20 protein-coding genes and 1 pseudogene are annotated in these 18,585 nt (G+C 67.9%); 12 read left to right on the top strand and 9 right to left on the bottom strand.

Translation table 11 applies throughout. The annotated features are described in order from the left end of the window. Nucleotides 1–150: 150 nt before the first annotated feature. The 7 genes from R9B84_RS09120 to R9B84_RS09090 all read left to right on the top strand — a co-directional run bounded on the left by R9B84_RS09120 (nt 151) and on the right by R9B84_RS09090 (nt 7,171). Nucleotides 151–915, top strand: coding sequence for a sugar phosphate isomerase/epimerase (locus R9B84_RS09120; RefSeq protein ID WP_423757730.1), 765 nt, complete (start codon nt 151–153; stop codon nt 913–915). 28 nt (nt 916–943) lie between these two features. Continuing rightward, nucleotides 944–1,936 carry a sugar kinase gene (locus R9B84_RS09115; RefSeq protein WP_423757729.1) on the top strand — a complete coding sequence of 331 codons (993 nt, stop codon included), beginning with the start codon at nt 944–946 and terminating at the stop codon, nt 1,934–1,936. Nucleotides 1,937–2,094: 158 nt separating this feature from the next. Then, the gene (locus R9B84_RS09110) at nt 2,095–3,375 is read left to right on the top strand and encodes an MFS transporter (RefSeq protein ID WP_423757728.1); all 1,281 of its coding nucleotides are present in this window, start codon (nt 2,095–2,097) and stop codon (nt 3,373–3,375) included. A 5-nt stretch (nt 3,376–3,380) separates the two neighbouring features. After that, entirely contained in the window at nt 3,381–4,346 is a 966-nt protein-coding gene (locus tag R9B84_RS09105; protein ID WP_423757727.1) for a 2-hydroxyacid dehydrogenase, read from the top strand. Between the two features lie 562 nt (nt 4,347–4,908). Further along, entirely contained in the window at nt 4,909–5,952 is a 1,044-nt protein-coding gene (locus R9B84_RS09100; RefSeq protein WP_423757726.1) for a LacI family DNA-binding transcriptional regulator, read from the top strand. A gap of 54 nt (nt 5,953–6,006) precedes the next feature. Continuing rightward, complete coding sequence (locus R9B84_RS09095; RefSeq protein WP_423757725.1) at nt 6,007–6,795, top strand: YhfC family intramembrane metalloprotease; 789 nt, start codon at nt 6,007–6,009, stop codon at nt 6,793–6,795. 13 nt (nt 6,796–6,808) lie between these two features. After that, nucleotides 6,809–7,171, top strand: coding sequence for a DUF3022 domain-containing protein (locus R9B84_RS09090; RefSeq protein WP_423757724.1), 363 nt, complete (start codon nt 6,809–6,811; stop codon nt 7,169–7,171). Nucleotides 7,172–7,204: 33 nt separating this feature from the next. Here the strand turns inward: R9B84_RS09090 and R9B84_RS09085 are convergent, their stop codons facing one another. Continuing rightward, nucleotides 7,205–7,636, bottom strand: coding sequence for a PGDYG domain-containing protein (locus R9B84_RS09085; RefSeq protein ID WP_047900757.1), 432 nt, complete (start codon nt 7,634–7,636; stop codon nt 7,205–7,207). Nucleotides 7,637–7,766: 130 nt separating this feature from the next. Beyond that, nucleotides 7,767–8,318 carry a Spy/CpxP family protein refolding chaperone gene (locus tag R9B84_RS09080; protein WP_423757723.1) on the bottom strand — a complete coding sequence of 184 codons (552 nt, stop codon included), beginning with the start codon at nt 8,316–8,318 and terminating at the stop codon, nt 7,767–7,769. Between the two features lie 419 nt (nt 8,319–8,737). On the opposite strand from R9B84_RS09080, the gene R9B84_RS09075 reads away from it, so the two are divergent. Further along, nucleotides 8,738–9,202, top strand: coding sequence for an Lrp/AsnC family transcriptional regulator (locus R9B84_RS09075; RefSeq protein ID WP_047900755.1), 465 nt, complete (start codon nt 8,738–8,740; stop codon nt 9,200–9,202). A gap of 3 nt (nt 9,203–9,205) precedes the next feature. Here R9B84_RS09075 and R9B84_RS09070 read toward each other — a convergent pair whose 3' ends face one another. The 4 genes and pseudogenes from R9B84_RS09070 to R9B84_RS09055 all read right to left on the bottom strand — a co-directional run bounded on the left by R9B84_RS09070 (nt 9,206) and on the right by R9B84_RS09055 (nt 12,606). Further along, nucleotides 9,206–10,630: a sensor histidine kinase gene (locus tag R9B84_RS09070; protein ID WP_423757722.1), complete on the bottom strand. Its 1,425-nt coding sequence runs from the start codon at nt 10,628–10,630 to the stop codon at nt 9,206–9,208. Then, nucleotides 10,606–11,271: pseudogene (locus tag R9B84_RS09065) on the bottom strand (response regulator). Before R9B84_RS09065 ends, R9B84_RS09070 begins: the two are co-directional and overlap by 25 nt. A gap of 82 nt (nt 11,272–11,353) precedes the next feature. After that, nucleotides 11,354–11,785, bottom strand: a complete 432-nt coding sequence (locus tag R9B84_RS09060; protein WP_423757721.1) for a hypothetical protein — start codon at nt 11,783–11,785, stop codon at nt 11,354–11,356. Nucleotides 11,786–11,823: 38 nt separating this feature from the next. Then, nucleotides 11,824–12,606 (bottom strand): hypothetical protein, encoded by a 783-nt coding sequence (locus R9B84_RS09055; RefSeq protein WP_423757720.1) that lies wholly within the window; start codon nt 12,604–12,606, stop codon nt 11,824–11,826. 248 nt (nt 12,607–12,854) lie between these two features. Between R9B84_RS09055 and R9B84_RS09050 the strand changes: the two genes are divergently transcribed. Continuing rightward, on the top strand, nt 12,855–13,955 hold the full coding sequence (locus R9B84_RS09050) for a saccharopine dehydrogenase family protein (RefSeq protein ID WP_034181371.1): 1,101 nt from the start codon (nt 12,855–12,857) through the stop codon (nt 13,953–13,955). Between the two features lie 93 nt (nt 13,956–14,048). Here R9B84_RS09050 and R9B84_RS09045 read toward each other — a convergent pair whose 3' ends face one another. Continuing rightward, nucleotides 14,049–14,666 (bottom strand): AAA family ATPase, encoded by a 618-nt coding sequence (locus tag R9B84_RS09045; RefSeq protein ID WP_423757719.1) that lies wholly within the window; start codon nt 14,664–14,666, stop codon nt 14,049–14,051. Further along, nucleotides 14,663–14,809 carry a cytochrome bd-I oxidase subunit CydX gene (gene cydX, locus R9B84_RS09040; protein WP_423757718.1) on the bottom strand — a complete coding sequence of 49 codons (147 nt, stop codon included), beginning with the start codon at nt 14,807–14,809 and terminating at the stop codon, nt 14,663–14,665. The genes R9B84_RS09045 and cydX overlap by 4 nt, the downstream gene beginning before the upstream one ends. A 179-nt stretch (nt 14,810–14,988) precedes the next feature. Between cydX and corA the strand changes: the two genes are divergently transcribed. Next, complete coding sequence (gene corA / locus R9B84_RS09035; protein WP_423757717.1) at nt 14,989–15,966, top strand: magnesium/cobalt transporter CorA; 978 nt, start codon at nt 14,989–14,991, stop codon at nt 15,964–15,966. Nucleotides 15,967–15,979: 13 nt separating this feature from the next. Here the strand turns inward: corA and R9B84_RS09030 are convergent, their stop codons facing one another. After that, nucleotides 15,980–16,267, bottom strand: a complete 288-nt coding sequence (locus R9B84_RS09030) for a YciI-like protein (RefSeq protein ID WP_096470991.1) — start codon at nt 16,265–16,267, stop codon at nt 15,980–15,982. 723 nt (nt 16,268–16,990) lie between these two features. On the opposite strand from R9B84_RS09030, the gene R9B84_RS09025 reads away from it, so the two are divergent. Together R9B84_RS09025 and R9B84_RS09020 are read left to right on the top strand one after the other, a co-directional pair. Next, nucleotides 16,991–17,950, top strand: coding sequence for a sigma-54 interaction domain-containing protein (locus R9B84_RS09025; protein WP_423757716.1), 960 nt, complete (start codon nt 16,991–16,993; stop codon nt 17,948–17,950). A gap of 271 nt (nt 17,951–18,221) precedes the next feature. Beyond that, nucleotides 18,222–18,560, top strand: coding sequence for a DUF3467 domain-containing protein (locus tag R9B84_RS09020; RefSeq protein ID WP_065499949.1), 339 nt, complete (start codon nt 18,222–18,224; stop codon nt 18,558–18,560). Nucleotides 18,561–18,585: the final 25 nt, after the last annotated feature.

Here is an 18,585-nt window from a genome sequence, read left to right as displayed (position 1 = left end):
CCCGGCCGGGAACGCGCGATGTGCGCCGTCGGGCGCGCATTCGCGTGGCGCCCGGCCTTAGGGATTTCCTCTATGGCGTGCGTTCGACGCGAAGCGCACCATCCGTCTCAAGCAAATGGAACCGGTTCCATTCCGGTGAAAAAGGGCAAAATGGCAGACATCGTGATCGTGGCGAGCGCATTCGGGATGGACCGCGTGCGCCAGGAGGGCCACAGCGCATTCGTCGCGACCGCGGCGGCATCCGGTGCGACCGGTTTCGAGGTGCGGCGCGAGCTGTTCGCGTCGGACGACGACGCGACGCCCGGCGCGCTGGCCGCGCTCGGCGCGCAACTGGCCGGGCACGGGCTTTGGTCGGTTTATTCGACGCCGGCCGCGCTGTACACGGAAACGGGTGCGCTCGACGCCGACGCATTGCGCGACGCGCTCGCGGAAGCCGACGCGCTCGGCGCGCGCTTCGTGAAATTCCAGCTCGGCGGTTTCGCCAGCGATGCCCATGCGACCGACATCGTCGCGCTGTCGCGCGGCGCGCGTGCCCGTGTGGTGGTCGAGAACGGCCAGCTTCCGGTCGGCGGCGCGCTCGCGCAGTTCCGCGGGCTGTTCGACGCGCTGGCCGCGGCGGGCCTGCCCGATGCGCTCGGGATGACGTTCGACATCGGCAACTGGCAGTGGCCGGGCGAAGCGCCGCTCGACTGCGCGCAGATGCTCGCGCCGCATGTGGAATACATTCATTGCAAGGCCGTCGAGGGCGAGGGAGCGCGCCGTTTCGCGGTCGCGCCGGCGCCGAACGACCCGCTCGTGACCGGCGTGCTCGCGGTGTTGCCGCAGCATGCGCCGCGCGGCATCGAGTTTCCGTTCGACGCGGCCGACCTGACGGGCGATGCATGCCGGCGCGTCGCGTGGCTCGCGACCGCGTGACGGCAGAAGGATCCGGAGGAGTTCACTCATGAAAGCAGCACTCGATGTCGTGACCTACGGCGAGGCGATGGCGATGTTCGTCGCGACCGAGCCCGGCCATCTCGCGCATGCGGCGCAATTCACGAAGCGGATCGCGGGCGCCGACCTGAACGTTGCGATCGGCCTGTCGCGGCTCGGCTTCCGGGTCGGCTGGATGAGCCGCGTCGGCCGCGATTCGTTCGGCGGCTACGTGCTCGACACGCTCGCACGCGAAGGCATCGACGCGTCGTGCGTGACCGTCGATCCGCGTTACCCGACCGGTTTCCAGTTGAAGTCGCGCAACGACGACGGCAGTGACCCGACCGTCGAATATTTCCGCAAGGGCTCGGCCGCGAGCCACCTGTCGTGCGACGACTACGTGGCCGACTACGTGCTCGGCGCGCGCCACCTGCACCTGACGGGTGTCGCGCCGGCGATCTCCGCAACGTCGTGCGAGCTCGCGTTCCGGCTCGCGCGCGAGATGCGTGCGGCCGGCAAGACGATCTCGTTCGACCCGAACCTGCGCCCGACGCTGTGGCCGTCCGCCGATGTGATGGCGAAGACGCTGAACGCGCTCGCGACGCTCGCCGACTGGGTGCTGCCGGGCCTCGCCGAAGGGCGGCAACTGACCGGGCACGACACGCCGGCCGACATCGCGGGCTTCTATCTCGCGCAGGGCGCGCGCGTCGTCGTGATCAAGCTCGGTGCTGAGGGTGCGTACTTCCGGACGGCCGACGGCCGCGAGGGCACGGTTGCGGGCGAGCGTGTCGAACGTGTCGTCGATACGGTCGGCGCCGGCGACGGCTTCGCGGTCGGCGTGGTCAGCGCGCTGCTGGAAGGCCGGAGCGTCGAGCAGGCCGTCGCGCGCGGCAACCGGATCGGCGCGCTCGCGATCCAGGTGATCGGCGATTCGGAAGGCTTGCCGACGCGCGACGCACTCGACCGGATCGAAAATGTCAGCAATCGCGCCGATCGCTTAGAGGAAACCGTCACCGCGCAATGAGAGGCCGGACACGGCACAATCCGCGGTTCCATTTCGTGCATCAAGTACCGCTTTGCGTGAGACCGGACGGCAAAGCAGGCGACCGGAGCGGTGCTGACGCACCGGTTCCGGCCGCGAAGCGCTGCAGCGTCAGCCCGGTCAACAAAGGAGACAATCTGATGGCAACCAATCTCGCAGCCCGACGCTGGTGGACGATCATGCCGATCGTGTTCATCACCTACAGCCTCGCCTACCTCGACCGCGCGAACTACGGGTTCGCGGCGGCAGCCGGCATCAACCAGGATCTCGGGATCAGCAAGGGCCTGTCGTCGCTGATCGGCGCGCTGTTCTTCCTCGGCTATTTCTTCTTCCAGATCCCCGGCGCGATCTATGCGGAGCGCCGCAGCGTGAAGAAGCTGGTGTTCGTCAGCCTGATCCTGTGGGGCGGCTGCGCGGCGCTCACGGGCGTGGTCAGCAACATCCCGTCGCTGATGGCGATACGCTTCGTGCTCGGCGTCGTCGAGGCGGCGGTGATGCCGGCGATGCTGATCTACATCAGCAACTGGTTCACGAAGAACGAACGCTCGCGCGCAAACACGTTCCTGATCCTCGGCAACCCGGTCACCGTGCTGTGGATGTCGATCCTGTCGGGTTATCTCGTGCACGAATTCGGCTGGCGCCACATGTTCATCGCCGAAGGCGTGCCGGCCGTCCTCTGGGCCGTGTGCTGGTGGTTCCTCGTGCAGGACAAGCCGGCCGATTCGCCGTGGCTCACCGCGCAGGAAAAACGCGACCTCGACGCCGCGCTCGCGGCCGAGCAGGCGGCGATCAAGCCGATGCGCAACTATGGCGAGGCATTCCGCTCGCCGGCCGTGATCAAGCTGTGCGCGCAGTATTTCTGCTGGAGCATCGGCGTGTATGGCTTCGTGCTGTGGCTGCCGTCGATCGTCAAGAACGGCTCCGAGCTCGGGATGGTCGCGACCGGCTGGCTGTCCGCGCTGCCGTATCTCGCGGCGACGATCGCGATGCTCGCCGCCTCGTGGGCCTCCGACAAGGTCGGCTCGCGGCGCGGCTTCGTCTGGCCGTTCCTGCTGATCGGCGCGGCCGCGTTCGCCGCGTCGTACGCGCTCGGCTCGTCGCATTTCTGGATCTCGTATGCGCTGCTGGTGGTCGCGGGCGCCGCGATGTATGCGCCGTACGGCCCGTTCTTCGCGATCGTGCCGGAGCTGCTGCCGAAGAACGTCGCCGGCGGCGCGATGGCGCTGATCAACAGCATGGGCGCGCTCGGTTCGTTCGTCGGCTCGTACTTCGTCGGCTACCTGAACGGCGCGACCGGCTCGCCCGTCGCGTCGTACGCATTCATGAGCGCCGCGCTGGTCGCCGCGGTGATCCTCACGCTGTCCGTCAAACCCCAGGCGCGCGATGCGCATCCGCTCGCCGCGCCGCTGCAAGGAAAATGAAACCGATGAAGCCTCGTATCGTCGCGTACAAGCCGCTGCCCGATGACGTGCTCGCGTACCTGCGCGAGCATGCGGACGTCGTGCAGGCCGATGGCGCCGACGCGCTCGCCGATGCGCTCGGCAACGCGGACGGCGCGATCGGCGCGAGCCTGAAGGTCACGCCGCAGATGCTCGACCGCGCGCCGCGGCTGAAGGCCTGGTCGACGATCTCGGTCGGCTACGACAATTTCGACGTCGCGGATCTCACGCGGCGCGGGATCGTGCTCGCGCATACGCCGGACGTGCTGACCGAGTCGACCGCCGATACGGTGTTTTCGCTGATCCTCGCGTCCGCGCGGCGCGTGGTCGAACTGGCCGAGTGGGTGAAGGCCGGCCACTGGCATCGCAGCATCGGCCCGGACCTGTACGGCACCGACGTGCAGGGCAAGACGCTCGGCATCGTCGGGCTCGGGCGGATCGGCGGCGCGGTCGCGCGCCGCGCGGCGCTTGGTTTCCGGATGCAGGTGCTGTACGCGAACCGGTCCGCGCAGGCCGAAGCCGAGACGCAGTACGGCGCACGGCGCGTGACGTTCGACGAACTGCTCGCGCAGTCGGATTTCGTGTGCCTGCAGGTGCCGCTGTCGCCGGAAACGCACCACCTGATCGGCGCGGCCGAATTCGCGAAGATGAAGCGCGGCGCGATCCTGATCAACGCGTCGCGCGGGCCCGTCGTCGACGAAACCGCGCTGGTCGACGCGTTGCGCGCGGGCATGATCCGCGGCGCGGGGCTCGACGTGTTCGAGAAGGAGCCGCTGCCGGCGGATTCGCCGCTGCTGCAGATGAGCAATGTCGTCGCGCTGCCGCATATCGGCTCGGCGACGCACGAGACGCGCCACGCGATGGCACGCTGCGCCGCGGAAAACCTGGTCGGCGCGCTGGCCGGCACGCTGCGCACGAATCTCGTCAATCCGGACGCGCTCGCGCGGGCCTGACCCGCGCCGGGTAACGGGGCGACAGCCGGCCGGCGGGGTGCCGGCGTCGTTAGAGTCGATGGTCTTGGTGCCGGAGGGCTGGCTGCGTTATGATCGCCCGCTCGTCGCATCGACGGCCCGGCAACGCTGCCGGCGGCGTCCGGCGACGGGTATCCGCGCCAGGTCCGGTGCGGCCGACTGCTTTTGTACGTGACCGGAGCGGGCGCCGATGCGCTGGCGCTGATCGACCGCGAAGCATGAGATCAGCGTAAGCGTTGAAGGGCTGACGCCGATCGACCGCGAAGCATGGGATCAGCGTAAGCGTTGAAGGGCTGACGCCGATCGACCGCGAAGCATGGGATCAGCGTAAGCGTTGAAGGGCTGACGCCGATCGACCGCGAAGCATGGGATCAGCGTAAGCGTTGAAGGGCTGACGCTGATCGACCGCGAAGCATGGGACCAGCGTAAGCGCTGAAGCGCTAACGCTGGTCGACAGAGGAGGCCGCCGGGTGGCTTACGTTTCCAACAACAAAGGTCCGTCTGCTCACGAAGCGGCGCGGATCATACGTCGCGAGGCACGACAGTGACCGATTCGCAACCTTCCACGACGCGTCCGGCGACGATCAGCGATGTCGCGCGCGAGGCCGGCACGGGCAAGACCAGCGTTTCGCGCTACCTGAACGGCGAGACGCACGTGCTGTCCGTCGATCTGCGCCAGCGGATCGAAGCGGCGATCGCGCGGCTCAATTACCGGCCGAACCAGATGGCGCGCGGGCTCAAGCGCGGCCGCAACCGGCTGCTCGGGATGCTCGCCGCCGACCTGACCAATCCCTATACCGTCGAAGTGCTGCAGGGCGTCGAGGCCGCGTGCCACGCGCTCGGCTACATGCCGCTCATCTGTCACGCCGCGAACGAGGTCGAGATGGAGCGCCGCTTCCTGCAGTTGCTCACGACCTACCGTGTCGAAGGGTTGATCGTCAACGCGCTCGGCGCCGACGAGGACGTGCTGCGCCCGTTGCGCGGCGCCGGCATCCCGGCCGTGCTGGTCGACAGGACCGTCGAGGGTTTCGAGGCCGACCTGATCGGCCTCGACAACGCGGATGCGATCGAGACGGCGATCGTGCACCTGATCGAGCACGGCTTCGACGCGATCCATTTCGTCGTGCAGCCGTTCGAGCGCGTCAGCTCGCGGCGCGTGCGCGAAGCCGCGTTCCGCGCGGCGCTGGATGCGCGCGGGCTGCCGGTGCCGGCGACGGTCGTGCTCGACCTGAACGAGCCCGACGCGGCCGCGGCGGCGCTCGCCGACCTCGATACGCGCATCGACGATGCAACGCGGCGCGGCGTGCGTGCGGCGCTGTTCGCCGCGAACGCGCCGGTCGCGCTCGCGATCGCGCGCCACCTGCGCGCGCGTTTCGGTGCCGCGTGGCAGCAGAAGGCGGCGCTGCTGTCGATCGACGATCCGGAATGGGCCGAGCTGATCGGCATCACGACGATCCGTCAGCCGACCTACGAGATCGGCTACAAGGCCGTCGAATTCGTGCACGAGCGGATCGACGGCGCAGCGGGCGACGTGCGCGTCGCGATGCTGCCGGGCGAGCTGATTGCGCGCGCGTCGACCGCAAGCTGAGTATCATTCGGGGCACGCAGCGCGCGAGGTGCGCTGCCCCGAACAAGGAAATACATGACTGTCGCTCCCGTCACGCTGGCGGTGCTGATCGCCGCCACGCTGATCATCGCGCTGCTGCCGCTCGTCCTCTTCCGACTCCTGCGCAAGCCGCTCGCGCTCAACCGCCGCGACACGATCGTCGGCGTCGCCGTCTTCACGCTGTTTGCGATGATCGTCGAGCGCGCGTTCCACGGGCTCGTGCTGAGCCAGACGCCGGTGGATGGCTGGCTGACGCAGCCGCTCGCGTTCGTTGCGTACAGTGCGCTCGCGACCGCCGTATTCGAGGAAGTCGGTCGTTATCTCGGGATGCGTTTCCTGAACCGCCGCTACGGCACGTCGGCCGGCGACGGCCGCGCGATCGGCTACGGGATCGGTCACGGCGGCGCGGAAGCGTGGTTCGTCGGCGTACTCGTGTGGGGCCAGTGGTCGTATCTTGCGTGGCTGGCGAGCCGTGGCCAGCTCGAGACGCAGCTTGCCGACCTGCCGGGCGATACTGTCGTGCGGCTGCACGTGATGCTCGCGACGCTGTCGGCACAGTCGATCCTGCTGTTGCTGCTCGAACGCTGCGCGGCGTTCGTGCTGCAGCTTGCGCTGTCGGTGCTGGTCTGGCGCGGCGTGCGCGCCGGCCGTGCGGGCGTGCTGCCGCTCGCGATCGTGCTGCATGCGCTCGCCGCGGCGCCTGCGCTGCTGTACCAGGTGCGCGTGCTGCCGGCCGCATGGGTCGAGGCCGCGTATTTCGTGCTGGCCGCGATCCTGGTCGTCGTGATGGTGAAGATGTGCCGGCCGTCGCGTACGGCAGCCTGACGGGAGAGACGGGATGGACGACTATCTGATCGAATGCCAGAGCGCGGAATTCGACGCGCTCGCGCGCGTGATCTGCGATCTCTTTCCGGAGCAGACGCGCTTCGCCGAAAGCAGCGACGAGCGCGGGCGATTCCTGTCCGTGCACTGGCTCGCGATGCGTTTCGGCGCGGCGCCGAAGCGGATGACGCTCGATATCCGCGTCGTGCCGGCCGCGCTCGCGCGCTACCTGGCGCTCAAGCCGATGCAGCGCGCGCGCAGCCATGCGGTGCTGCATGCGTATACGGAAGCGATGCTCGGGTCGCTCGAGGAGCGGCACGCGGCCGGCGAGGCCGTCGAGCGCAATGCGGAACTCGAACTCGACGATGACTTTGCGTGAGCGTAGGCGCCGGCATCATGCCGGCGCGGCGGATTACGCGTCGCGGTAGACCTGCGCGAAGCGCTGCGCCTGCACGACGCCGTAGTCGCCGGGCGCGTACTGCATGACCCAGTCGCCGGCGACGCCGCGCAGCGTGTCGCCGTTTTCCGAGCGGGCGATCGTAAACGGCTCGTCCATCCGGCGCGCGAGCACGACGGCCGGCCGGTTCCGGTAGGCGCCCGATGCGCCGTGCGCGAGTGCCGGATCGGCGGGCAGGTATTTGGCGTCGAAGCGCGCGCGCGACACGACCCAGCGGTCGCCGGTCGAGCCCGTGATCAGTGCGTCGCCCGCGACATAGCGGTTCGGGCCTTCGAGGCTCATCAGTTCGCCGTCGGCGTCCGCGAATGAAACGGCGACGGTTTCGTCCTTGACGACGCGACGGGCCTGCGGGTCGGTGCGCAGATCGATGTGCTTGAGTTCGAGCATGGCGAGGAAGTGCGGGAAAAGCCGGGAGCTTATCCCGAATTCGGCGCGCCGTGTGACACGCGCCGATCGCCGGCAGGACACGCGGCGCCGTTCGGCCCGGACGGGCCGCGCGGCGCCGGCGGGGAGGGCGTCAGGGTTGCGCGGGTGCGCTGGCGGCCTGCGCGGCTGCCGCCTTGCCTTCCTTGCCCTTCGTCTTGCCCTTGCCGCGGTGCTCGCCGCCGTGATTCAGCCAGCTGCGGAACGTCGTGTCGGCCAGCGCCTTCTGCTCGGCCGGGAAGCTCGCGTAGAGCGGCGCGAATGCGTCGGCGAGCTTCTTCGCGCCGTCGGCGTTCGCCTGCGACAGTTCCGCATACTGCTTCATGTCGTCGAGCGCGGAGACGTCGTGCTTGGCCATCCGTTCGCTATAGAGGCGGCCCATCGTTTCGCCGTTGCCGCGCATCGTGTCGGCGAACGTCTTCCATTGCGGTTCCTGCGCCGACGTGATCTTCAACTGGTCGTGCAGGTACTTGATGCGCTGCTCGATGCGCGCTTCGTGACGTGCCGCGCGCTGCTCGGCGCTCGGGGCCGACGCCGCGGCCGCGGCCGTCGTGGCCGGAGCGGGCGCTTGCGGCTGCGCCGGGGTTTGCGCGAACGCGCTGGCTGCAACGGCGAGCGTAGCGAGGGTGAGCGAGATTTTCTTCATGGTTGGCTCTCCGGGGTGGTGTCTTGCGAGCGGGCGCGGCGGCAATTGCCGCAAGTGCGCATCTCGCGTCGCACGTTATTAGTAGCACGTTGCGTGCGGCGCGGCGGTGAATGCGACACTTGCTTACATCCGATACGAATCGAAATTGAAAGGGACATAGCGGCTCGGTACGGGGCTCGCGATGGTCCGGCACGTATCGGCGACGGGCGCGGCAAACAAGCGGCAAACAAGCGGCAAATGAGCGGCAAGTGAGCGGCAAGTGCGATCCGGATGCGGACGTTGCGCACGAAAAAAACGGCGCGACCGCATGACGGCGCGCGCTTGCGCAGTCGTGCGATGCCGTTTGGGCGTACCGGCGTTCGGCGCTATCATCGCGTCACATTCCACTTAGCCGGCGCGTCGCACGCCGGCCCAGCCTCATGCGTCCACCCCGCCTCGATCAACTCGACGATCTCGACCGGCAACTCGTCGCGCTGCTGCAAGCCGATGCGCGCGCAAGCGTCGCGGATCTCGCGCGTCAGCTCGACGTCGCGCGCACGACGGTCGTCGCACGCATTGCGCGACTCGAACGCACCAACGTGATCGCCGGCTACAGCGTCCGGCTCGGGCAGGACGTGCTCGACGCGAGCATTTACGCGTATGTCGGCATCATCCTCACGCCGAAGTTCGGCAAGGACGTGTTGCGCAAGCTCGACCGGATGCCCGAAGTGCAGTTGCTGTGCGCGGTGAGCGGCGAGTACGACTACGTCGCGTGGCTGCGCGCCGATTCGCCCGAACGGCTCAACGACCTGCTCGACCAGATCGGCACGCTCGAAGGCGTCGAGCGCACGACCACGTCGATCATCCTGTCGCGCAAGATCGATCGCGGGACGGTCGGCGGCTGACGCTCACGTCCGGCGACTGTCGCGCCGCGCGTCTTGCGCCGGCGCATCGGCCGGGCTGTCGGGCTGCGCCGCGCCGGACGGCCGCACGAGCGGAATCCGCACCGAGACGTGCAGCCCGCGCGATGCCCGTTCGTCCGCATACGCGAGCGCGATGTCGGCACCCATCCGGTCCGCGAGGATCTTCACGATCGACAGGCCGAGGCCGGAGCCGATCTGCGCGTTGCCGGGCACCCGGTAGAACGGATCGAACACGCGCGCGCGTTCGTGCGGCGCGATGCCCGGCCCGGTGTCGGCGATCGTCACGCACACGTGTGTATCGGTCCGTTGTGTCGACAGATCCACGCGCCCGCCGGGCGGCGTGTAGCGGATCGCGTTGTCGACCAGATTCATGACCAGCGACGTGAGTTCGAGCTCGTCGACGGGCACGCGGGTGTCCGGGCCGTCGTCGATGCCGATGTCGATCGTCTTTGCGTCGGCGAGCGGCATCAGGTCTTCCAGCACGCGGCGATAGGTTGCGTGTACCGACACGGCGCCGGGCGGCGCGGCCGGCGCGCTTTGCGCACGCGCGAGCGCGAGGAGCTGCCCGATCAGGTGGCGGCTGCGGTCGAGCCCGCCGCGCAGCGCGGCAAGCCGCGCGCGCGCATCGTCCGGCAGGTCGGTGTCGGCCAGGCGCTCGGCCTGCAGCGACATCGCCGTGAGCGGCGAGCGCAGCTCGTGCGCGGCGTCGGCGACGAAGCGGCGCTGCGCGTCGACCGATTGCGCGACGCGCGCGAGCATCCGGTTGATCGCGACGACGAACGGCCGCACCTCGACCGGTACGTGCTCGACCGGCACCGGGCGCAGGTCGTGCTCGTCGCGCGCGTCGATGCCGGCGGACAGCATGGCCACCGGGCGGAACAGCTTGCGCACGAGATCGGCGACGAGCAGCAGCAGGATCGGCACGAGGATCAGCAGCGGCAGCGCGGTGCGCCACGCGCTTTCGCGCGCGACGTCGTCGCGCATGCCGGTTTCCTGCGCGACCGCGATGCGCTCGCCGTTCGCGAGCGTATGGACCATCACGCGATACACGTTGCCGCCGGCATCGACCGTATGCAGCCCGTCGGCGAGTGTCGGCGGCAGGGCAAGACGCGGCGCGCCGTCGGCGGCCGGCTGCGGCGTGCTGCCGAGCGGCTGCACGATCACGCGCGACAGCTCGTCGCTTTCTCGCGCGGGCCCGGCACCGGCGGCACGGGGCGAAGGCGCGCGCGCACGGTCGAGCAGCGTCGCGACCTCGCGCAGCACGTCGTCCTGCAGTTCGTGCGCCTCGTCGAACGCCGACGAAAACGCGAACGCGGCCGCGGCCATTGCGACGACCAGGATCGCCGCCGACAGCGCGACCGACAGGCGGAACCCGATCGACTCGCTCAGACGCTTCTTGAAACCATCCATCCCGCACCCCTGACGTTCTTGATCACGGTGCTGCCGAGCTTGCGGCGCAGCGAATGGATCAGGAATTCGACCGCGTTGCTTTCGACTTCCTAGCCCCAGCCGTACAGGCGATCCTCGAGCTCGCGGCGCGACAGGATCGCGCCGGGGCGCACCAGCAACGCGCGCAGCAGCGAGAACTCGCGATTCGACAGCGGGACCGGCGTGTGCCCGTCGACGGTGGCTTCGCGCGTCGCCGGGTCGAGCGACACGATGCCGTTGCTCAGCAGCGGCGCGGCCGAGCCGGCCCGGCGCCGGATCGCGACGCGAATCCGCGCGAGCAGCTCGGCCATCTCGAACGGCTTTACGATGTAGTCGTCGGCGCCGCCGTCGAGGCCGCGCAGGCGGTCGTCGAGCCCGTCGCGCGCGGTGACGATCAGCACCGGCGCACTGGCGTCCTTCGCGCGAATGCCGGCCAGCACGTCGAGCCCGTCGCGGCCGGGCAGGCCGAGATCGAGCAGGATCAGGTCGTAGGGCTGCGCCGCGAACGCGGTCAACGCGTGCGAGCCGTCGGTGACCCAGTCGGTCGCGTACGACGCATCCTTCAGCGCGGCATGGACAGCTTCGCCGATCATCGGGTCGTCTTCGACGAGCAGTATTCGCATGCGTGTTCTCCGTGCCGCACAAACGCCGCCAGCGTATGCGATTCCCGGGCGCGCGTCACGTGTCGCGCGCCCGGTGCGACGCTTATTTGCCGCTGAACCGGTCGAAGGCCGCGAGCAGGTTCTTCATCGCGGCGGCCGAGTCGGCCTGGGTCGGATGGTCGGCGCGCAGCGCGGACAGCGCGCGGTCGATCTCCTGGTCGACCATGTGCCAGTCGGCGGCGGCGCGCGGCTTGAGGCCGGCCTCGGCCGCGTCCCAAGCGATCTCGAGATCCTTGATGCGGGTCTTCGCACCGGGCAGGTCGCCCTTGCCGACGAGCGTATTGACGTCGGCGGCGATCGTGCGGAACTGCGACAGGTCGCCGAGCTTCGATGCGTGCGCCGCCGCGGACGACGCCGCGGCCGCCGGTGTCGATGCGTTCGCATCCTGTTGCTTCGAGCAGCCGGCGGCGGCGCCCAGCAGGGCAATCGCGGCCGCGGCAACGGCGAGACGGGAAACGGAATACGGGAAGCGCATGGAGTGTCCTCGATTCGATGAACGGAAAGGAAAGGGTGTCAATCGGCGGCGCCGGCCCGCGTGTGCGGGTCGCTGCCGAACTGCGCGACGGCGACGAGCAGCACGATCACGGTCAGGAACAGCAGGCTCGTCCACGCGGCGCCGAAGCCGAGCCCGCCGTATGCGCGGGCCTGCGTGAGCAGGTCGCCGAGCGAGGCGCCGAACGGGCGCGTCAGGATGTACGCGATCCAGAACGCCAGCACCGCATCGACACCGAGCCGCCACATCGCGAACACGGCCGCGATCGCCGCGCCGAAGCACAGCGCGCCGAGCGTGAAGCCGAGCCCGAGCGCTTCGGTCGCGAGATCGCCCGCGGCGGTGCCGAGCGCGAACGTGCAGAGGATCGCGGCCCAGTAGAACAGCTCGCGCCGCGGCGTGACGATCGTGTCGATCGACAGCGTGCCTTCGACGCGATGCCACACGAAGAAGATCGCCGCGAGCGCGACCGCAAACGCGGCGGTGCTCGCATACAGGCTGACGTTCAGGCCGTCGGTGAGCAGGTCGGTGATCTGCGTGCCGACGATGCTGACCAGCACCACCGTGAGCCAGTAGATCCACGGTACGTAGCGGCGCGTGCGCAGTTGCAGCCACAGCGCGATCGCGAGCAGCGACGCCATCGCGATGCGCGTGACGACCTGGCCGAGGCCCGCGTTGACCGCGAGAAAGTCCGCGCCGGTTTCGCCGACCGTGGTCGACATGATCTTGATGATCCAGAACGATAGCGCGACGTCGGGCACCTTGTTCAGCCAGTGCGACGCGCGATTGACGGGCAGGGATTGCATGCGATGCCTCCTTGGCGATCGGGTGGTCGGCATGCAGTCTGAAACGGGAAACTTAGGCCAGCCATAGCGAGGCCGGCGGCGGGGTAAATGCGCTGTTTCGACATTTCGACGAAATGTATCGTCGTAACGTCGAAATTATCGGTCGTTTCGCATCATTCTTCGTCTTGGAACTGATTTTGCGCGTCCCTAAACTGTGTTCATGGCTCAACGCCGTCCACAACACCAACCCATCATCAGGAGATAAGCGCATGAAAATCGCCATCGTCGGCGCAGGTCTGATCGGCCACACCATTGCTCACATGCTGCGCGAAACGGGCGACTACGAAGTCGTCGCGTTCGACCGCGATGCGGATGCGCTCGCGAAGCTGTCGCGCGAAGGCATCGCGACGCAACGGGTCGATTCGGCCGACGCGAATGCGATTCGCGAAGCAGTGAAGGGCTTCGATGCGCTCGTCAACGCGCTGCCTTATTACCTCGCGGTCAACGTCGCTGCCGCCGCGAAGGCTGCCGGCGTCCATTACTTCGACCTGACCGAAGACGTGCGCGCAACCCACGCGATCCGCGAACTGGCCGACGGCTCCGACCGCGCGTTCATGCCGCAATGCGGCCTCGCGCCGGGCTTCATCGGCATCGCCGCGCACGAACTCGTGAACGGCTTCAGCGAAGTGCGCGACGTGAAGATGCGCGTCGGCGCGCTGCCCGAGTATCCGACCAACGCGCTGAAGTACAACCTGACGTGGAGCGTCGACGGCCTGATCAACGAATACTGCCAGCCGTGCGAAGCGATCCGCGACGGCCGCAAGCAGTGGGTGCAGCCGCTCGAAGGCCTCGAGCACTTCTCGCTCGACGGTACCGAATACGAAGCGTTCAACACGTCGGGCGGCCTCGGCACGCTGTGCGAGACGCTGTCGGGCAAGGTCGAGACGCTCGACTATAAGTCGGTGCGCTACCCGGGCCACCGCGAACTCGTCCAGTTCCTGCTCGAGGACCTGCGCCTGTCGACCGACCGCGACACGCTGAAGTCGATCATGCGCCGCGCGGTGCCGTCGACGAAGCAGGACGTCGTGCTCGTGTTCGTCACGGTGACGGGCGTGAAGGACGGCCAGCTCGTGCAGGACGTGTTCACGCGCAAGATCTTCGCGAAGGACGTGTGCGGGATGCACATGAGCGCGATCCAGATCACGACGGCTGGCGCGATGTGCGCGGTGCTGGATCTGTTCCGCGAGAAGAAGCTGCCGCAGAGCGGTTTCATCCCGCAGGAAAAGGTGTCGCTGAAGGCGTTCCTGTCGAACCGCTTCGGCAAGCTGTACGAAGGCGGCACGATGGAGCGCGTTCACGCGGTAGCCTGACCACCCGCCAGCCTCTGGCACGAGGGCCGTACGACGCCGGGAGCGCAGCAGCGCTTCCGGCGTTGTTTTTTGGGGAAGCGGGAAGGGCGCCGGTCAGGCCGGCAGCGGCGGGACGATCGTCGCCGGCGCCGGGGGCGGCACGATGCGGTACAGCAGCGCGGCGACATCCGCGTCGGACGGTGCGGTGTTGTCGAACATCACGATGCCGTCGCATTCGTTGCCGGTCGGCACGAAGCGGCGCTGCCGGTATTCGTCCCAGTGCGAGAGCTTGTACGCATCGTTCGGGTTGCCGCGCGCGACGATCCGCGCGTGCGCGACGTCTTCCGACGTGTGGACCCAGACGACCGTCAGCGTGACGTCGGGCGCGATGCCGAGCCACGCGCGGTCGAGGATGCGCCGGTCGCGCACTTCGCGCGACAGCGGGCCGACCACGATCGCGCTGATGCCGAGCGCGAGATTTTCACGGGCCGTGTCGAGCAGGCCGTGGTATTCGGGATCGCGCAGATGCTTCAGGTAGAGCGGGCTGTCGCGATCGTTCGGATCCTCGGTCAGCGCGCCCATCGCCGCCGAACTGTAGCGGCCGTACAGCGTATCCTTGTCGAGCAGGCAGAAGGCCTCGCCGGTCGCGCGCATCAGCGGCCCGATGAGCCGCTTCGCGAGCGTGGTCTTGCCGGTGCCGGCGTGACCGCAGAAGAACACCAAATGCGTCACGAAACCCTGCTCCCCGACCCCTGGCTCGACGTATCGCTACGCTTGTCACCGCTCGAGAACACTTCCGCTTCCAGCCACATCGCGTTGACGATGCCGAAACCGAGTGCCACGCCGATGCCGAGTATCCACGAGAAATACCACATGGGTCTGTCTCCTTGACGGTTGGGCCGCACGGCCGTGCGGCGTGCGTGTCGAAGTGCGCCGGGGCGCGTGCTGCGGTGCACGCAGCACGATCATGACCAATATCGGCGTGCCGCGCAAGCCGGGCCGCCCGCGCAGCAAAGCGGTAAACTGATGCGCAAACCGCAACATCACGGACATCATGCTGATCAACTGTGCTGCATACCAGGACGGCCGCAAGCTGGCCGACATCGATATCGACGCCATCAGCGACTACGTGTCGAAGCCGGAATGCTTCGTATGGGTCGCGCTGAAGGATCCGACGCCTGACGAAATCGACCTGATGGGCGAGGAGTTCGCGCTGCACGAGCTCGCGCTCGAGGATGCCCGCAAGGGGCATCAGCGGCCGAAGATCGAGGAGTACGGCGATTCGCTGTTCGCGGTGCTGCATATGGTCGAGCTCGACGGTGACGGAGAACTCATCGTCGGCGAGCTGAACCTGTTCGTCGGCCAGAACTATGTGCTGTCGATCCGCAACAAGACCGAGCAGGACTTCCGCGACGTGCGCAAGCGCTGCGAGCGCGAGCCGCATCTGCTGCAGGAAGGCTCGGCGTTCGTGTTCTACGCGCTGATGGACCAGGTCGTCGACCGCTATTTCCCGATCCTCGAAACGCTCGGCGCCGAGCTCGAGGAGCTCGAGGACCGCATCTTCGCGAAGGCCACGCTCGCGTCGTCGCGCGCGATCATCGAGGATCTCTATTCGCTGAAGCGCCGCCTCGTGATGCTGCATCAGCACACGGCGCCGCTGATCGAGCCGCTCGCGAAGCTCACGGGCGGACGCATCCCGCAGATATGCAGCGGGATGGACCATTACTTCCGCGACGTGTACGACCATCTGCAGCGGATCGTCAAGACGATCGAAGGGCGGCGCGAGATGGTCGTGACGGCGATCCAGGTCAACCTCGGAATGATCTCGCTGGCCGAGAACGAGGTGACGAAGCGGCTCGGCTCGTTCGCCGCGCTGTTCGCGATACCGACGATGATCGCCGGCATCTACGGGATGAACTTCGCGAACATGCCCGAGCTGCACCTGAAATACGGCTTCTACGGCTGCATTGCCGTGATGGTCGTTGCCGATTTCGCGCTGTGGTGGCGTTTCAAGCGGGCAGGGTGGCTGTAGCCGCTCTGCGCGCCTAGCGCGGCGCGTGCTTGCCGACCACGACGCGCCACGGACGCACGCGCCACGATTTCACGAGACCATTCTGCACATACGGATCGGCGCGCGCGAACGACTCGGCCGCCTCCGGCGAATCGCCTTCGAACACGAGCACGGCCTGGTCGGCCGGGTCCGACAGCGCGCCGGCGAGCACGAGTTCGCCGCGCGCGGTCGCGGCCTGGGCGAGTGCGAGGTGTTCGGCACGGAACGGTTCGCGACGGGACAGGTAATCGTCGACGAGTTCGTAAATCAGCTGGTAATGCATGCGTTGCTCCGGGGAAAGTCGGCGGCCGCGGCCGGTGCGGCGGTACGGCCGCCGGTCGGTCAGTCTGCTGCGGCCAGTATAGGGCAGCCGGGCGGCAGCGGCGCCACGCAAGCGGAAGCGTATCTCCGCTTTCTTGAATGCAACTAACGGTCCGGTTTTCCTACGCCCTGAAATCCCGGCCGCGACCGCGCCTTCGATGCAGCCGAGTCTGCAGGACAGGCGCCGGCAGGAGAGACGCGATCATGAACCGTCCGCCTCGCCGGTCTGCGCCATTGCCGCGCGGTTTTATGCAGCGGCTTTGGAATTCGTCCGAAAAAGCGCGGTGAAAATCGTTTGCGGGCACACGGTCGCCATTGGCGCAGGCATGCGCGTGCAATCGCCGTCGATCCGGCGCGCGCGCGTTGCCGGACGCGCGGTCCGGCCTGCCGGTGTCGCGTGCGTGGCGCAATGGAATCGAGGTTGAAAATCGAATCAACTCACCTATGCTCAACCTGTTTCCTCTGTGCAGGTTTTCGGGGTAAAGCAGGCATTCCGGTTGAATCCATGCCGCAACACCGGGCTCGCGCACGGCGCTGAACGTGGGTCGGATGCGACTGCGGGGTGGGGATGCCGAAGCGGATGCATGCCGGCACGAAAGATCAGACGAATGGTCGCATGACGGCGCTTCGCCAGTCGTCTCGTTGCATTGGGCGCGGTTTTGAAGAACGTTGAGGAACGACGAACATGCTCGCATCGTCGGGCGGCGCCTCGCATGCGCCGGTTCTCGTCGGCGCCAGCGCGGCGATGGAGCGGCTGCGCATCGATATCGGCAAGGTCGCGCGCATCGACGCCAACGTGCTGATCACCGGCGAGACGGGCACCGGCAAGGAATGCGTTGCCGAGTCGATTCACTGTGCGAGCAGCCGCGCGCGCTTTCCGCTGGTTCGGGTCAACTGCGCGGCATTGCCGGACACGCTGATCGAGAGCGAACTGTTCGGCTACGATCGCGGCGCGTTCACCGGCGCGCAGCAGCCCTATCCCGGCAAGGTACGGCTCGCGGACCACGGCACGGTCTTTCTCGACGAGATCGGCGAACTCTCGCCGTGCGCGCAGGCGAAACTGCTGCGCCTGCTCGAGAGCCATGAAGTGTTCCCGCTCGGCGGCCGGTCGGTCGTCAAGGTCGACGTGCGTTTCATCGCGGCCACCAATTCGGAACTCGAACTGCTGGTCGAAGCGCGTGCGTTCCGCCGCGATCTGTATTACCGGCTCAACGTCGCGATGCTGTGCCTGCCGCCGCTGAAGGAGCGGCGCGACGATCTCGTCGAGCTGTTCGCGCACCACGTCCGCGAATTCAACCGGCGTTACGACGCGCAGGTCGGCGCGCCGAGCGCCGATCTCGTTGCCTGCATGCGTGCGTATCACTGGCCCGGCAACGTCCGCGAGCTGCGCAATCTCGTCGAATCGATCTTCATCGATCCACCCGTCGGCACGGTCGGCGTCGAGCATCTGCGCGAGCCGTTCCGCCGGCTGTTCGCAGCCTACGCGCGCAGCGGCGACGGCGAGCGGGAGCGCCTGATCGCGATCCTGCAGGAGACCAACTGGAACAAGAGCAAGGCAGCGGAAAAGCTCAGCTGGTCCCGGATGACGCTCTACCGGAAACTCTCCAAGTACGCGCTCGACGAGCACCTGCCGCACAAGGCCTGAGCGCTCGCGATCCGCGCGTCCTGCGTTGTCACTGTGTCACACCGTTGCCAGGCCGCCTGTGACAGCGCCGCGATCACGGCGGCGCGTGCCTGGGCGCCGTGCCGCGCCAGCGCGCGATCGCCGGGTGTCACATCGGACTGTCACTTCGCTCCCGGTCGTCGCGTCGCGGATGCCGCGCCGTCCGCGCGCACGGCGCATTTGGGCGCGTGTTCCCGGCTGGTACGGCAATTGCGTGATCGCACGCGTCCCTCACGTCGCGGAACCTGAGACGATGCACAAGACCTCGACCAAAGGCCGGCGGCCGCCGGAGCGGCGCTACGTCAACTATTTCGAAGTGGGTCACAACCTCTGCGAGTTCGTGATCGATCTCGGGCAGTTCAACGTGGAGATCGCACGGCCGCTGCTGAGCAGCCGGGTCGTGACCGGGCCCGCGTACGCGAAGCTGCTCGCGCGGATGCTGAGGGAATCGGTGGAGCGCTTCGAAGCGTCGTATGGCGCGATCCGCGAAGCGGGCGACGAACTCGACCCGTTCGAGGTCGTCAAGCAGTCGATTGCCGGATACGACGGCGCGCCGGACGGCGGCGCCCGCATCAAACCGGACAACGAATAGGCGCGCAACCGCGCGGCATGAACCG

Source organism: Burkholderia sp. NLJ2 (assembly GCF_049487195.1).
Lineage (GTDB): Bacteria > Pseudomonadota > Gammaproteobacteria > Burkholderiales > Burkholderiaceae > Burkholderia > Burkholderia pyrrocinia.
The sequence above is the reverse complement of the archived record's forward strand: the minus strand, read 5'-3'. Positions and strand labels throughout refer to the sequence as shown.